At 62.5% G+C, this 14,754-nt stretch carries 13 protein-coding genes; 4 read left to right on the plus strand and 9 right to left on the minus strand.

Translation table 11 applies throughout. From position 1 onward, the window contains the following. Positions 1–89: 89 nt before the first annotated feature. Positions 90–1,088, plus strand: coding sequence for a D-glycerate dehydrogenase (locus QYC26_RS03110; RefSeq protein ID WP_317513939.1), 999 nt, complete (start codon positions 90–92; stop codon positions 1,086–1,088). Positions 1,089–1,147: 59 nt separating this feature from the next. Here QYC26_RS03110 and QYC26_RS03115 read toward each other — a convergent pair whose 3' ends face one another. From QYC26_RS03115 to QYC26_RS03130, 4 genes are all read right to left on the minus strand, one after another. Continuing rightward, on the minus strand, positions 1,148–1,648 hold the full coding sequence (locus QYC26_RS03115; protein WP_317513940.1) for a hypothetical protein: 501 nt from the start codon (positions 1,646–1,648) through the stop codon (positions 1,148–1,150). A 31-nt stretch (positions 1,649–1,679) separates the two neighbouring features. Then, entirely contained in the window at positions 1,680–2,528 is an 849-nt protein-coding gene (locus QYC26_RS03120) for an HpcH/HpaI aldolase/citrate lyase family protein (protein WP_411197620.1), read from the minus strand. Positions 2,529–2,658: 130 nt separating this feature from the next. After that, positions 2,659–4,101 (minus strand): globin-coupled sensor protein, encoded by a 1,443-nt coding sequence (locus tag QYC26_RS03125; protein ID WP_317513942.1) that lies wholly within the window; start codon positions 4,099–4,101, stop codon positions 2,659–2,661. 102 nt (positions 4,102–4,203) lie between these two features. Beyond that, positions 4,204–5,724, minus strand: a complete 1,521-nt coding sequence (locus QYC26_RS03130) for a flavin-containing monooxygenase (protein WP_411197621.1) — start codon at positions 5,722–5,724, stop codon at positions 4,204–4,206. A gap of 313 nt (positions 5,725–6,037) precedes the next feature. Here QYC26_RS03130 and QYC26_RS03135 point away from each other — a divergent pair, with 313 nt between their 5' ends. Further along, positions 6,038–6,313, plus strand: a complete 276-nt coding sequence (locus tag QYC26_RS03135; protein ID WP_317513944.1) for an HU family DNA-binding protein — start codon at positions 6,038–6,040, stop codon at positions 6,311–6,313. Between the two features lie 156 nt (positions 6,314–6,469). On the opposite strand, the gene QYC26_RS03140 is transcribed toward QYC26_RS03135, so the two are convergent. The 3 genes from QYC26_RS03140 to QYC26_RS03150 all read right to left on the minus strand — a co-directional run bounded on the left by QYC26_RS03140 (position 6,470) and on the right by QYC26_RS03150 (position 9,044). Then, entirely contained in the window at positions 6,470–7,651 is a 1,182-nt protein-coding gene (locus QYC26_RS03140; RefSeq protein WP_317513945.1) for a GGDEF domain-containing protein, read from the minus strand. Positions 7,652–7,741: 90 nt separating this feature from the next. Next, positions 7,742–8,596, minus strand: coding sequence for an SDR family oxidoreductase (locus tag QYC26_RS03145; RefSeq protein ID WP_317513946.1), 855 nt, complete (start codon positions 8,594–8,596; stop codon positions 7,742–7,744). A gap of 28 nt (positions 8,597–8,624) precedes the next feature. Beyond that, complete coding sequence (locus tag QYC26_RS03150) at positions 8,625–9,044, minus strand: nuclear transport factor 2 family protein (protein WP_317513947.1); 420 nt, start codon at positions 9,042–9,044, stop codon at positions 8,625–8,627. Positions 9,045–9,213: 169 nt separating this feature from the next. On the opposite strand from QYC26_RS03150, the gene QYC26_RS03155 reads away from it, so the two are divergent. Beyond that, positions 9,214–9,603 carry a VOC family protein gene (locus QYC26_RS03155; protein ID WP_317513948.1) on the plus strand — a complete coding sequence of 130 codons (390 nt, stop codon included), beginning with the start codon at positions 9,214–9,216 and terminating at the stop codon, positions 9,601–9,603. Between the two features lie 30 nt (positions 9,604–9,633). Here the strand turns inward: QYC26_RS03155 and QYC26_RS03160 are convergent, their stop codons facing one another. Further along, a complete protein-coding gene (locus tag QYC26_RS03160) occupies positions 9,634–11,373 on the minus strand; it encodes an N-acyl-D-amino-acid deacylase family protein (RefSeq protein WP_317513949.1) in 1,740 nt (579 codons plus the stop codon). A 169-nt stretch (positions 11,374–11,542) separates the two neighbouring features. Here QYC26_RS03160 and QYC26_RS03165 point away from each other — a divergent pair, with 169 nt between their 5' ends. After that, positions 11,543–12,301 (plus strand): XRE family transcriptional regulator, encoded by a 759-nt coding sequence (locus tag QYC26_RS03165; protein WP_317513950.1) that lies wholly within the window; start codon positions 11,543–11,545, stop codon positions 12,299–12,301. A gap of 60 nt (positions 12,302–12,361) precedes the next feature. On the opposite strand, the gene QYC26_RS03170 is transcribed toward QYC26_RS03165, so the two are convergent. Beyond that, on the minus strand, positions 12,362–14,716 hold the full coding sequence (locus QYC26_RS03170) for a TonB-dependent receptor (protein ID WP_317513951.1): 2,355 nt from the start codon (positions 14,714–14,716) through the stop codon (positions 12,362–12,364). Positions 14,717–14,754 lie beyond the last annotated feature (38 nt).

Below are 14,754 nucleotides of genomic sequence, written 5' to 3' on the forward strand. Positions count from 1 at the left end.
CCTTTTCGCAAATGCAGCAGGCACCTTCAAGCCGCTCCGGCATCGCTTCGTCTTGACGGATCGCCCCCGCCGCGCCTAGCGCAGGGGACATGACACGGATCGAACGCCCCCAGCAGCCGAAAATCGTGGTCACGCGCCGCCTCCCCGCGCCCATCGAGGCGCGGATGACGGAGCTGTTCGATACCACGCTGAACCCCGGTGATACGCAGATGGGGCGCAGCGATCTGATTCGCGCCGTCGCCGAATGCGATGTGCTGGTCCCCACGCTCACCGACGCGATCGATGCAGAGGTAATCAATGCCGCAGGCCCGCGCCTCAAACTGATCGCGAATTTCGGCAACGGCATCGATCATATCGATCTCAAAGCCGCGCGCGCACGCGGCATCATCGTCACCAACACCCCCGGCGTGCTGACCGAGGATGCCGCCGACATGGCAATGGCGCTGCTGCTCTCGGTTCCGCGCAGGCTGGCCGAGGGCGAACGGCTCGTACGCTCGGATCGCTGGACCGGCTGGACCCCCACCGGCATGCTCGGCCGCCGGATCAACGGCAAGACGCTGGGCATTGTCGGCATGGGGCGGATCGGTCAGGCGATCGCGCTGCGCGCGCGCGGCTTTGGGCTGTCGATCATCTATCATAATCGCCGCCGCCTGCCCGATGTGGTGGAACGCGCCGTCGGTGCCCGCTGGCATGCCGAACTGGACGAGATGCTGGCCGAGGCGGATTTCGTCTCGATCAACTGTCCGCACAATGCGGAAACGACCAAATTGATCGATGCCCGGCGCATCGCGCTGATGCGCCCCGATGCCGCGCTCATCAACATCGCCCGCGGAGAGATCGTCGACGAAGCCGCGCTGATCGACGCACTCGAAAGCGGCCGGATCGGCGGCGCGGGGCTGGACGTCTTCACCAACGAACCCGGCATTTCCCCGCGCCTGCGCGCGCTCGATAATGTCGTGCTACTGCCGCACATGGCGTCCGCTACGATCGAGGCGCGCGAGGACACCGGCAACAAGGTGATCGCCAACATCCGCATGTGGGCCGACGGGCACCGTCCGCCCGATCAGGTGCTCGAAGGCTGGGCCTGACCGGATTCAGCCTCTGGTCAGCGGGTGCACGGCGCTCAAACGCCCGCACAATAGCGCGCTCAATTCCAGCTGCTCCGCGCAAGCCAGGTCGTCAGCTTGCGCTTGAGGCTGCGGATCACCAGCCCGATATGCAGCGCATAAATCGCGGCAAAGCCGCCAGCCCATGGCAGCCAGCTGCTCCGGTCGAATAGCGCCAGCTTGGCGCAGACCAGCAGCACCAGCCAGAAGATGATGATAACGCGCATGTTGAGCGTGAAGCGGATCGCGCGATACCCCGCCGGCAGAACGACAATATTGTCGGCGGGTTCATCCAGCTCGGCGGTGCTGGCGCGCAACCGCTCCACCGTTCCGCCGTCGACATAGCCAAAGGCGTCCCAGCGCTCGAGGCGCGTATACCCCTCGCCGCGCCGAAAGGCGAAACCATCGGGGGACAGCCATTCCACCTCGTAATGCGTGCCAAACCCCGAGACGATCCGACGAAACCGCTCATCGTCCAGCGCCGGCCACGGCATTTCATAGCTCAGCGTCCCATCCGCCAGCCGCCGCCAGTCAATTTCCACACCGCCGCGAATCTTCGCCTGTCTCCGCAGATCAGCGCGCGGCAATGGCCGCGGCAACCGCCACGGCCTGCTCGGCCTGCACCAGATGAAGCCGCTCGGTCATCTTGCCATTCACACGGATCGCGCCCTTGCCCGCGTTTTCGGGATCGGCAAAGGCCGCTATGATCGCCTGTGCCTCAGCCAGTTCGGCTTCGCTCGGGGCAAAGGCGGCATTGGCAATCGCGATCTGCGCCGGGTGGATCAGCGTCTTGCCGTCAAAGCCAAAGGCGACTCCTTCCGCGCACGCTGCCTGCAATTGCGCCACATCCTCGATCGCGTTGCACACACCGTCGAGCACCGCGATCCCTGCCATGCGCGCCGCCGCAACCGACATTGACAGAAAGGGGTGAAAGGGCGTGCGATCGGCCGTGAGGCGGATCCGCATTTCCTTGGCGAGATCGTTGGTCCCCATCACGAAGCATTCAAGCCTGGCGGCGCGTGCGGCAGAGGCAATCGGCGCCAGCTGGAACATGGCAGCGCACGTCTCGATCATCGCCCAGAGCGGCTTGCCACCCAGCCCGGCAGCATAGCGTGCCACATCCTCGGCGGAGCTGACCTTGGGGGCAAGCACGGCATCCGCATTCGAATGCGCCACGGCGGCAAGGTCATCCCGCCCCCATTCGGTATCGAGCCCGTTCACGCGGATCACCAGTTCGCGGTTTCCAAAACCGCCTTCGCGCGCGGCCGCCACCGCAGCATCGCGCGCCGCCAGCTTCATTTCCGGCGCCACCGCATCTTCCAGATCGAGGATGACGACGTCGGCATCAAGCGTGCGCGCCTTTTCAATCGCGCGGGCGTTGGAAGCGGGCAGATACAGGGCGCTGCGGCGGGGGCGGATCATGGTCATGGATCGCTAAAAGCCCGAATTGGCGCGCGGTGACAATGAAAATGTCTCCCGCCCCACCGAATAAAAAAACCGCCCGGGCATTGCCCGGGCGGTGCAGTTTTCCCTCCACAGGGCAAAAGGTTGATCAGGCTGCCCTGCGTGCGCGAATTGCGGCAGCTTGCTCGTCCGTACGGAACTGGTTGGTCTGCGATGCCAGTACGCTCACCTCATCGGAAAGGTTGCGCGCGGCGGCCGAAGTTTCTTCCACCATCGCCGCGTTCTGCTGGGTCGAACGATCCATCACGCCGATCGTCTCGGTGATTTCGGAAATCGCGTTGGACTGGGCGGTATTGTCGCTCGACATCTGGCCCAAAAGCCCGTGCACCTTGCCCACTTCGGACGAAATCCCCTCAAGCGCGCGGTCGACCCGCGTCACCGCATCCACCGCCGAAGCGATCTCGGCCTGGGTTGCCGTCAGGCCACCGCGCGCACGACGAGCTTCCTCTTCCGAACGCATGGCAAGCGAGCTGACCAGATCGGCTACCACGGCGAAACCGCGCCCGGCCTCACCTGCACGGCCCGCCTCGACTGCCGCGTTCATGGCCAGAACCCGCGTCTGGAACGCGATCTTGTCGACACCCTCGATCACCTGATCGATCCCGCGTGCGCTTTCGCTCACCCGCGCCATTGCCTGCACTGCGGTTTCCGCGATCGAACGGCCTTCCTCCACGGCATTGATCGCAAGATCGGCGCCCTCGGCGGTCGAGCGCGCATTGGCGGCAGTCACCTTCACCCGCTCCTCAACCTGAACCAGCGTCGCGCTCGCCTGCTCAAGGCTCGCGGCGTTGCTTTCGGTGCGGCGCGCCAGATCTTCCGATGCCTGCGCAATCTCGCGCGATCCCGTCTGGATGCCCTCGGCGCTGCGCGACACCGTGTGGATCGTCTGGCGCAGCTTGGCGATCGCATCGTTATAAGATGCCGAAAGTGCCGCGAAATTGGTCGGCAGCCCGTCCAGCGCATCGACAAGATTACCGTCAGCAAGACCGGCAAGCGCCCGCCCCGCGCGGCTGATTGCCTCCTGCCGCTCATTGTCCGCAACCTCGAAATAGATCGAGATCGACAGTTCCATATCGAGCAGCGCCGCCTTGACGACGGCGGCCGCCACAGTCGCCGGACCGGGGCCACGCCCCAGCCGGAAAAGCTGGCGCAGCGGCGAATAGCCCCGCTCGATCCCCTTGATCAATTCCTCGACGATCAGCGAATATCCACCAATATACCAGCGCGGCGACAAGCCGATGCGCGCATGGACCGATCCGATGCGGCGCACGCTCTCATAATATTCCTCGTCGAAGCGGCCGCTCAGAATCGTCTGCCAATGTCCCACCTGCGCCGATTTGGCGCGGCTCATATGATTGTGGTCCTTGAAGAACTTCGCAGTTTCTGGCGTCCGTGCGGCGCGCGCATAGAAACGATCGAGCGCCGGACCGATGCATTTTTCCAGTACCGGCTTCGCAGTCGCCAGAATGGCACGCTGGCCCTCGCCCATTTCGCAAAATTCAAGGCGATCGGCCACTTCCCGCGTGCTCATAACATTCCTTTCATAAGCCACACCCTCAGCCTCAGCGAGGGAATACTACTGCGCTTATTCTAGGAATTTTTTCCCGCTGATCCGTAATTTCCCGAGGTTTTTTTACTGTGCGACAAGGTTCACCGGCTCGCCGGTGCTCAGGGTGCGAACAGCCCCCTTTCTTACATCGGCGTCGCGGTTGGAAAACACCATCGTGCCGTCATCCACCTTGCCCCATTTGAGCGCGAACACATCGAGCACATAATTCTGGTACAGCTTCCACGGCTTTTTCGATCCCTGCCGCGGGAATTTCTCGAGCGCGCGCTGGACATAGCCCGAGGTGAAATCGAGGAACGGCTCCTCGGTCACGCTCGGATCATCAAGCATCGGCGTGCATTGCCGCCAGCCGCTGCGATCCATGTGCTGGAGCAAGCGGCAGACATAAAGCGCGGTCAGATCCGCCTTCAACGTCCAGGACGCATTGGTATAGCCAAAAGTCGATGCCAGATTGGGAATACCGCTGAACATCATTCCTTTGTAGTTCAATGCCTTCGACGCATCGACCGGCTTGCCGTCGACGCTCAGCGCGATATCGCTCATCAACTGAAGGCTCAGCCCCGTCGCGGTCACGACAAGGTCAGCGGGCAATTCTTTTCCCGATTCCAGCAGGATACCATTTTCGGTAAAACGCGCGATCCGATCGGTCACCACCGATGCCTGACCGTCGCGAATGGCGTGAAACAGATCGCCATCGGGAACCAGGCAGACACGCTGGTCCCACGGGTTGTAGCGCGGCGTGAAATGCGTCTCGACATCGTAATCGGGCCCAAGCGCACCGCGCGCGGCCTCGACGATCTTGCCCTTCACCTTTTCGGGCCGCGACCGCGCCAATTTGTAAAGCGCCATGCCCAGCAGCACATTCTTCCAGCGGGTTATGCCATATGCCAGCTTCGCCGGAAGGTGCCGCCTCAGGCTGTTTGCGATCTTGTCCTCGGCCGGGCGCGAAACGACATAGGTGGGCGATCGCTGCAGCATCGTGACATGCCCGGCCTGTTTGGCCATTTCGGGTACCAGCGTCACCGCCGTCGCGCCGCTGCCGATCACGACGACGCGCTTGCCCGAATAATCGATATCGTCGGTCCATTTCTGGGGATGGACGATCCGCCCGCGAAACGCCTCCACACCTTCGAATTCGGGCGTATAGCCCGCCTCGTAATTATAATATCCGCTGCACATGAAAAGGAAGTTGCAGGTCACCCGCTCGACGGCGCCGGTATCGCGGCAGGCGATCTCCACCGTCCAGCGCGCCTCGGCGGTGGACCAACTCGCGGCCTTGGCCTGCCGCTGGTAACGAATATGCGGCGCAAGGCCATTTTCATCAACGGTTTCATGCAGATAGTTGAGGATCGCTGGCCCATCGGCAATCGCCTTGGCGTTGGTCCATGGTTTGAACGCATAGCCAAGCGTGTACATGTCGGAATCCGAACGGATGCCGGGATAGCGGAACAGATCCCAGGTCCCCCCCAGATTGGGCCGGCCTTCAAGGATCAGGAAACTCTTGTCGGGGCAGTTCGCGCGCAGGTGGCAGGCGGCGCCAATACCGGAAATGCCGGCGCCGACGATCAGGACGTCGAAATGCTCCACAGGCTTCATCCTTTCCCGAACCAAGGCTCTCACCGCGCCTATTATTTACACATGTGTAAATATAATATCCCTTGCCCCAATGCAATCGAGCGTGGCGCGTCGGTCATGCTGAAGCGTTATTCCGGCGCGATCAAGGCCATCGCCGCCCCCTGTCCCCCGTCACAACGCCTGCTAACATGGTAAAATTCATGGTCAAATGCGCTGGATCGCGATCAAAGGCGCAAAAATCCGGCATTCGGGGCTTCGTAGAGGCTGGACCAGCGCCCCGACACACCGCTAGAGAGCGCCCACAATTAATGAGAAAGGACCTTTCGTGAACAACAGCGACCTCGCCGAGAAAATTGCAGCCGACAACGGCCTGACCAAGGCTGATGCCCGCAAGGTTGTCGACGCTGTCTTCGCCGCGATCACCGATGCAGCTGCCGCTGGCGAAGAAATCGCCATCAACGGCTTCGGCAAGTTCAAGGTCAAGGAAAGCGCCGCCCGCGAAGGCCGCAATCCCGCGACCGGCGAAACCATCCAGATCGCCGCTTCGAAGAAGCTGGGCTTCACGGCTGCCAAGGCCGTCAAGGACAAGCTGAACGGCTGATCCCGTCCGGGTCGGATCGGGCTTCCTGAACGCAGGGGGCCCGCCGATACCCGCAGATAGTATTGCCAAATAGATTGCGCGGCATCGGCCGCCATCCGGCCCACCGGCCTTTTCGCGCCACCCGAACGGGCAGTGCGCGCCCCGAAAAACGGATCGTCAGGCCGCGCGTGAGGCGAGGTGCGGATCATGCTCAAAGGTGCGGTTGCGCCCTTGGGCCTTGCCGCGGTAAAGCGCGAGATCGGCATGGCGGACGAGCTTGTCTAGCGTCATACCCGGCTCGTGCACGGCGATCCCAAGCGTCACCGATACGCGAATTCCGCTCCTGTCACCCCAGCAGCCATGCGTCGCAACCCGTTGCCGCACCCGCTCCGCCAGCGCGCGCGCGCTGGCACGGTCGCTTGCGCGCAGCAGGATCGCGAATTCATCGCCGCCCAGCCGCCAGAAATAGTCAGGCTCGTCTAGTTCCGCCGCGATGATGGCAACCAGCCCGATCAGCAACTGGTCTCCCGCCTCATGGCCGTGCCGGTCGTTCACCGCCTTGAACCCGTCCACATCGAGCAACAGCAACACTACGGGCGCAGCCTTCTCATCCGCCAATATCGCGGGGGCGACGCTGTTGAAATCGCGCCGGTTGGCAATGCCGGTCAGCGCGTCGGTCGCCGCCAGCCGCCGTGCGGCAAGCCCCGCGCGCTCGCGCGCCATCGCAAAGACGAGCATCGCGAGCGCGCCTGCGAACAGGATCGCCTCGAACGCCATGATCGCGCCCCACAGGCTCAGCGCATTCTCGTTCCACCTTATGCCCAGCCCGAAATGCGGGCCGAAAAGCGCGCGGCCGATATAAAAGCCGCCATGCGCCAGGCACAGCCACATCGCGACGCGACGCGCAGGCTCATCGGGGTCCGCTCCCCGACGGAATTCCGCCGCGATCCCGAATGCGTAAAGCGCGATGATCGCGGATGCGATCGGCATGCGCAGCGCCGGATCGATATCAATGCCCCAGCTCAGCACGGCCCAGATCACGCCACCCGCAACCGCAACGCCGGGCTGCGGTGCCCGTCCCGCCATACGCCGCGCGGCGGCATGCCCCATGCCATAAGCCAGCAGAAAAAGGATGTTGGAACAGACCCGCCCAATCGCCCGCGATTCCGCCGGCGCCACCAGCAACAGCACAAAGCCGAGCGCGGCCAGCAGGAACGTCCCGCTCCACAAGAGATGGTCGATCAGCCGGCGATCGCGCATCCGCGCGACAATGCTCACCAGCGCAAACATCAGCAGCGCGCCCGCAGCCGCCGTCAGCAAGGTGGCAGGATCGAACTGCATTGCCTGCAATATCGGCACGGGGGAACTCATACGCCGGACAATAAGGCGTCAGGGTTAAGAATTCTCAAAACCCTGACGCAGTTTGATCAGTTGACCGACGGTAACGGCTTATTGCGCGTCGGGCGACTGACCCGCCAGAACCTGTTTGAAAGCGTCTTCGCCGAACACATGCGCGACCATGGGGCTCAGGTCGGGATTGCGGCGCAGTTCATGCCCGCCATCGACGGCAAAGCTCTGCCCGGTCATCCAGCCCGATTCCGGGCCTGCCAGGAAACGCACCGCCTGCCCGATGTCAGACGGTACGCCCGTGCGCTGAAGCGGGATCTGCTCGATAAAGCCGTCAATCACGTCCTTGGCGTCGAACATGCCCGCCGTCGCGTTGCTCTTGGTCATGCCCGGCCGCACGGCATTCACGCGGATGCCCGCATAGGAAAGCTCGTCCGCAGCGGTGCGGATCAGCCCCTCAAGCCCGGCCTTGCCCGCGCAATAGGCCGAAAGCCACGGGAATGCGGTAACCCCGGCGGTCGACGAAATGCACACGATGCTCCCGCCGCGCGGCATGTGCGGCGCGCTGTAGCGCATCGCGATGAATGCCGAGGTGATGTTGAGGTCCAGTTCGTTTCGCAGGCCATCCACGTCCTGCATCAACAGCGGCTTGAAACCACCGCCGCCAATGGTGCTGACGACGATATCGATCGTCCCCGTGATGCCGCGCGCAACGTCCACCGCCCGTTCGAAATCGGGCACGCTCAGCGCATCGCCCGTCACCATTTCCACCCGAGCACCGGGAACGGCGGCTTCCAGCCCGGCCTTCGCCCTGGCCAGCGCATCCGCCGTTCGCCCCATCAGCACAACGGCAGCGCCGTCGCGCACCAGTTCCAGGGCCGACGCCTCACCGATACCATGGCTGGCGCCCGTGACGAGCGCGACCTTGCCTGCAAGCTTTGCGGATTTTTCCGTCATCTGTGCATCCTCTCCTATGAATCGCGCCTTAGAGCGCGCGTTTTTCCTCCCAGTCGACAATCAGTTCGCGGCGGCTGAAGCGCCACGCCCCGTCCACCTTGCGCCACTGATCCTGATAGCGGATCGACCAGCAAAGCAGTTCACCCTTGCCGTCGGTGATGGTGAGGTGATCGGCGGTGCTATAGGTTTCGCCCGTCGCGCTATCGCCATCGATCGACACGATCTGGTTGTGCACGCGGTGCTGCGTCTTGGCATAGAATTGCGCGAGATAGTCGAGGCTCTTCAGCACATCCTCGATCCCCTTCGAGCCGAAGCCGGGACCGGTAATCTCGATATCGTCGGTCAGCACCTGCGACCAGATCGCCTTGTCGCGGCGATCCGCGCCAACCGCATAAAGCTCGGCGGTCTGCCGCAGCGCGAGATGATCGGCGACTTCATTGGGAGACATTGGCATCCTCTTCCGTTCCCTGGTTTCGTTTCGTGACCTTGGTGCGATAAGCGACCACCCGATGCAATCAGGCACTTGCGGGTGTGGAGGGCACTTTAAGGAAACCTCTGTGCACTCGCCCGCGTTCCGGGGCAGGATGGATACCGACCCTGCTCGAAAGGAAATCGATATGCCGGTCTTGGGAATAGGTGGCCTGTTCTTCCGCGCCCGCGATCCAAAGGCGCTGGCGGCCTGGTACCGCGAACATCTGGGCGTCGGTGGCGGTTGCGTTGCTGAGGGTTCGGATGGCGAAGCCAATGAATGGATCTGGCAGACGCTGGGCGGCCCGGTGGTCTTCTCCCCCTTCCCGCACAACTCCGATTATTTCGCCGCGGACAAGCCGTTCATGGTCAATTTTCGTGTGTCGGGGCTTGATGCGATGCTGACGGCGCTGAACGCGGCGGGGATCGAAGCGATCACCAAACCCGAATGGGACGATCCCGTCGTCGGCCGCTTTGCGCGGATCCACGATCCGGAGGGTAATGCGATCGAGCTATGGGAACAGGCCGGGCAGTCCTGAACCACCCGGCCCCGATCCTCGAACCGCGCCTTATTCGGCGGCGATCCGCATCGCTTCGTCTTCGGCGGCCGGGGAAAGGAACTCGCCTGCCATCGCGCCGGTGAAGCGGCCATCGATAAAGGTAGGCACACCGTTCACCATCGTCATCCGCATGGGCGCGGCGTCGCGGGTGTAGCGCCAGCTGACCTTGTAATCGCCCATCGGCACATCGAACCGCTTATATTCCTCGCGGCGGTCGATTTCATCGAGGTGGAAGACGGTGATGTCGGCGCGCTTGCCCACCGCGATCACGCCGCGATCGGCAAGGCCGAAGAAATTGGCGAGCTTGCCCGTCATCACATGGATCGCCTGCTCCAGCGAAATGCGGCCCTCGGCCACATATTTCGTCAGCAGCAGGATATTCTCGCCCGCACCACAGAACATCTGGAGATGCGCGCCCGCGTCGGAGATATTGCCCACCGTCTGCGGATGGTTGAGCAACGCAACGGTCACATCCTCGTCCTTGGCGAACGGCGCCATGTGCACGGTCGATCCGAGCCCGTTGTTGAGGATCCATTCGGCCATCGCGTCCGATGCATGCAGCCCACGGCTCGCGGCATATGCCTCAAGCGTCAGGTTGATCGGGCCATAGCCGTTTTCCGAGTTGCGCAGGTGCAGCGACTGCGGATTCGCGAAGGGCGAATGCTTCCACACTTCATTGTCCCAGCTTACCCGGGCCCGCGCGCGCCAGTCGGCATCGTTCAGCAAACGGGTCTTTTCGGCCGGATCCTTGGCCAGCACCACTTCATGCCAGACATAGTCGTTCGACTGGGCAAAGATCAGCGAACGGTCGATCGAGATCGTCTGCGTGGGCGACACGTGCGAGTAACCGGGCCAGATGTCATAGCCTTCGGCCTGCAGGCGATCGACCTGCGCCTGCATGACGGGCAGCACATCCTTCTGGAATTCGAGCGTCGGGATCGCGCCGGCCACCTGCATGCGGATCTTGCGGCCCTTGGTCAGGCGGGCCAGGCGGTCGATCGATTCCGGGCCGGTCTTGCGCATGAAGATGTCGACGATCACCTGGTAGGTGGTGCCGGGATAGCGCTCGATCACCTCGAACAGCGCCTCGAACTCGGCGTCGTCGGCCACCAGCGTCGGGATCGGTCGGCCTTCGCCGTCATAATCGAGCAGATTGTCCGACAGCCCCAGCGCACCGGCGGCCAGCGCGTCATCGAGCAGCTCGGCCATCTTGGCAATTTCGTCGGGCGTGGCCACGCGTTCCCAGGCATCGAGCCCCATCACCGCCAGGCGGATTGCGATATGACCGACAAAGGCCGCGTAATTGGCCGGAACGCGGACATGCTTCTGCATCGACTGCTTATATTCAGACCATTTGCGCCAGTCCCAGGGCATGTTCTTGATGAACAGCTGCTCGGGGATATCCTCGAAGAACGAGAAGATCTTGATCATTTCCAGCTGGGCGGCCTGGTCGTTGGAGATCGGCGCCGGGCTAAAGCCGCAATTGCCCAGGATCACGGTCGTCGCGCCATAGCTCGGCAATGGCTCAAGGTCGGGTTGCCACCACATGGTGCCGTCATAATGGGTGTGGCTTTCGATGAAGCCGGGGGTGACCTGGCACCCATCGGCCTCGATCACGCGGTTGCCATTTACATCGAGATTGGCGCCGATTTCGGCGATCAGGCCGTCAACCACGCGGACATCGGCCTTATAGGCCGGCGCGCCGGTGCCATCGACCACGGTTCCGTTGCGAATAAGAATGGACGGCATTTCGCTCTCCTCTTCACTGGGGTTTCACAGTGCGCCGCCGTTCAACCGGCCGGCGCCTGCCCTTCGCCGTCAAATTTACCAGCGGCGCTTGACCGAACAATCGAGGCCATGGGAACAAGGCTGCCAGACGGGCCACAGAAGCCCGCAGTACGGACCAATGGAGATTTGCATGAGCGCCCGCCAGAAACGCCAGCTTCCTGCCCTGCTTTCGCAGCTGAAAAGCGATCTGAAGGTGGCGGGCCACGGAATACGCTCGATCGCGCAAGCGCTGGATGTCGGCGAAACCAGCGTCAAGCGCTGGCTCGCGGGCGACGGGCTGTCCGCTGACCGGCTGGAGGATCTCTGCCTGCTGGCCGGCACCAGCCTCAGCGAGCTTGCCGAACGCGCCTGCCGTCCCCCTGCCGATCTGTCCGAACAGCTTACGCTCGCACAGGAACAGGCGCTCACCGAAGATGCCTTCCTGTCCTTCATCTTCTTCCACATATTGGGTGGCGGCGCGCCCGAGGATGCGATTGTCGATTTCGGCATCCCGCGCCGGGCGGTCGAGGAAAAGCTCGAACGGCTCGAACGGCTCGCCCTCATCGATCGGCTGCCGAGCGGACGCACCCGCGCGCTCATCCATCGCCAGGCGGCATGGCGGCGCGGCCCGATGCGCGCGCATTTCGACCGCCATCTGAAACGGCAGTTCGTCGAGATGGACTATATTTCGGCCGATGCGATGTACACGTCGAACACCTTCAAGCTGTCCCCGGTCGGCCTGTCGCGGCTCGACGAGCTGATGGAATATGTCCGGCTCGAACTCTTGGCGCTGGTCGAAGAGGATCGTCCCAATTCACGCCTTTCGGGCAAATGGTACACCAGCCTGTTCGCCGCGCGCGAAATGGATACCAGCCCGCTGCGCAACATCGCCCGGCCGCGAACGACATAAAAAAGGCCGGAAGCGGAACCGAACTCCGCTCCCGGCCGATTTGACCACCCTTCCGAAGGGTTAGAAGGCGGCGGTCAATTCAATTCCATAGCTGCGGTCGCGGTCGTAAATGCCGGTCAGGCCGATCGCGGGCGCGCCAAAAGAATAATATTTCTTGTTGAACAGGTTCTGCCCGAATGCGGATACATCGACCTTGATGTTGCCGAGCGGGATGGACGAAACCCCAACGCGCCCATCGACCAGCCAATAGGCCTTGGTGATCGCAATATCGGCAAGCACCGGATCGGCGGGCAGCGGGTTGACGAGCCGCGAGTCCGAGCGCCATTTCGCATCGATGCGTGCAAACGGGCTGGCACCGCCGTCCATCTCGGGCAGCGTCACCTGGCCGTAAAGCCGGGTGGTCCATTTCGACAGGTAAACCGGCTTGGAAATATCGGCGATATCCACGCCGCCGATCACATATTCCTTATATTTGAAGTCGGCATAGCCGACGCTGGCACCGACCGAGAGCCATTCCGTGGGCAGTGCATCCAGTTCCATTTCAAACCCGGGGATCTCCGCCTTGCCTGCATTCAGGAGCGACTGGACACCATCGATGAAGTTCGTAACCTGGATATCCTTGTAATCACTGTAGAAGAACGCCGCATTGGCGCGCAGGCGATTGTTCAGCCACTGCGATTTCACGCCGACTTCATAGGACGTTACCGATTCCGGGCCGAATGGGATCGCGTTCATGATGCCACCCGCCGCATAGGCCGTCGAAACACGCCCATAGGCGGTCAGCGCGTCGTTCGGCTTCCAGGTCAGGATCGCGGCATAGTTCAGCCGCTGATACGAACTCTTATAAGTGCCCGGCTTGAGGTTTCCGCCCTGTGCGCCCGACACCGAAATCAGGTTGGTCTGGCGATCGTCGGTGGTGAAGCGAAGGCCCGCAGCGAAGTCGAGCGTATCGCTGAGATGCAGCGTGCCTTGCCCATAAAAAGCGAGCGAATCGTTGATCGCCACGGTGCGTGTCGTGCCGCTTCCAAACGCCATGTCCAACCCGGCATTGGGGATCACGACACCATCGGTGACCGGCTGAAAAACACCAAGAACGTCCACCGCCGGCGCTTTCTCATGGAAATAAAATGCGCCCGCCACCAGGTCGAACGCTTCCTGCGTCACCACGAACTGCAGTTCCTGCGTGAACTGCTTCTGCGAGGCCGAACGCCCGGTCAGCAGCGAATAGAAGGTATCATCCTCGCCAACCGGAAGCCCGGCAATCGCGCCGACCTGTCCGCCCAGCAGCGCTCCCCACTGCGCCGCCGAAAAACGCAACCCACCGGTTGCCGCCAGATCGTGCATCACCGGGCGCTGCTTGAACTTGCGGAACGCGGTGATGCTCTTCACGCTCACCGCATCGCTCTGATCCCAGGTGACTGTGAGGTTATGGCCCTGCACCGTCAGATGATCGACGCTGGTACCGTTGGCGACTGCATCAAGGCGATCATGCGACAGGTTGGTGGTGCCGCCGGTGATGGGCTGAAACCCCAGAACAGCATCGTGCAGCGCTTTCGTGGTCCCCATCGTGCCGAACAGCTGCACCGCGCGGCCACTGGTGCGGGAATCGGTATAATCGTAATTATAATCGATGGTCACATTATCCGCCGCCTTCAGCCGTGCGGCAACCTGCAGCGCGTCGGTGTTCTTGGCGCCCAGCGTATCGGCAAAGCGCAGCGTTCCGAATTCCGGCGCGCGCAGGCTGAGATCGATGGTCTTGCCGCCGATCAGGTTCTTCACATCGCCGTCGATCTCGTCGTGCAGATAGGCGATCTTGAGGCTCAGCGCGCCCAGTTCGGGCAGGTTCAGCACCGTGCGGGCGCGGAACGCATTGTCGTTGCCGTAAGATACAAGCTGCTTCACGCCGAATTCGCCGGTCGGCGGCGCAGTGACGATGCTGATCGCGCCTGCGGTCGCGTTGCGGCCGAACAGCGTGCCCTGCGGACCGCGCAGCACTTCGACGCGCTCGATATCCGCGAGGTCGAAAATCGCACCCACCGAACGGCCGACATAGACGCCGTTCAGATACATGCCCGCCTTCGGGTCGACCGAGTTGGTGGATGATCCCGAGGTGATGCCGCGAATGCTGATCAGCGGAATCGTCTGCTGGCCCTGCGCGGTCACCTGCAAATTGGGGGCGATACTTGCTAGGTTGCGGACGTTGGTGACGCGCAGCGTGTCGAGCGTGTCCGCCGAAAGCGCGGTCACCGCGACGGGAACCGACTGCAGCCCTTCTTCACGCCGCTGCGCGGTCACAACGATATCCTCGAAACCGACCGAAGACGCATTGTCCTGCCCTTCGACCTCCTGCGCCAGAACCGGCATGGTCCAGGCAAGCGCCGTCGTGGCAAGAACGAACTTGCATACATTCTTCACTGAAAATCCCCTCACAACTTTTTGTTTTAAATTATGTT

The organism is Sphingomonas sp. C3-2, assembly GCF_033025475.1.
Taxonomy (GTDB): domain Bacteria; phylum Pseudomonadota; class Alphaproteobacteria; order Sphingomonadales; family Sphingomonadaceae; genus Sphingobium_A.

Coding starts and splice junctions, on each gene's coding strand:
- QYC26_RS03120 (WP_411197620.1), bottom strand. CDS start 2,528: ATGATCCGCCCCCGCCGCAGCGCCCTGTATCTGCCCGCTTCCAACGCC.
- QYC26_RS03110 (WP_317513939.1), top strand. CDS start 90: ATGACACGGATCGAACGCCCCCAGCAGCCGAAAATCGTGGTCACGCGC.
- QYC26_RS03145 (WP_317513946.1), bottom strand. CDS start 8,596: ATGACGGAAAAATCCGCAAAGCTTGCAGGCAAGGTCGCGCTCGTCACG.
- QYC26_RS03155 (WP_317513948.1), top strand. CDS start 9,214: ATGCCGGTCTTGGGAATAGGTGGCCTGTTCTTCCGCGCCCGCGATCCA.
- QYC26_RS03125 (WP_317513942.1), bottom strand. CDS start 4,101: ATGAGCACGCGGGAAGTGGCCGATCGCCTTGAATTTTGCGAAATGGGC.
- QYC26_RS03160 (WP_317513949.1), bottom strand. CDS start 11,373: ATGCCGTCCATTCTTATTCGCAACGGAACCGTGGTCGATGGCACCGGC.
- QYC26_RS03150 (WP_317513947.1), bottom strand. CDS start 9,044: ATGTCTCCCAATGAAGTCGCCGATCATCTCGCGCTGCGGCAGACCGCC.
- QYC26_RS03165 (WP_317513950.1), top strand. CDS start 11,543: ATGAGCGCCCGCCAGAAACGCCAGCTTCCTGCCCTGCTTTCGCAGCTG.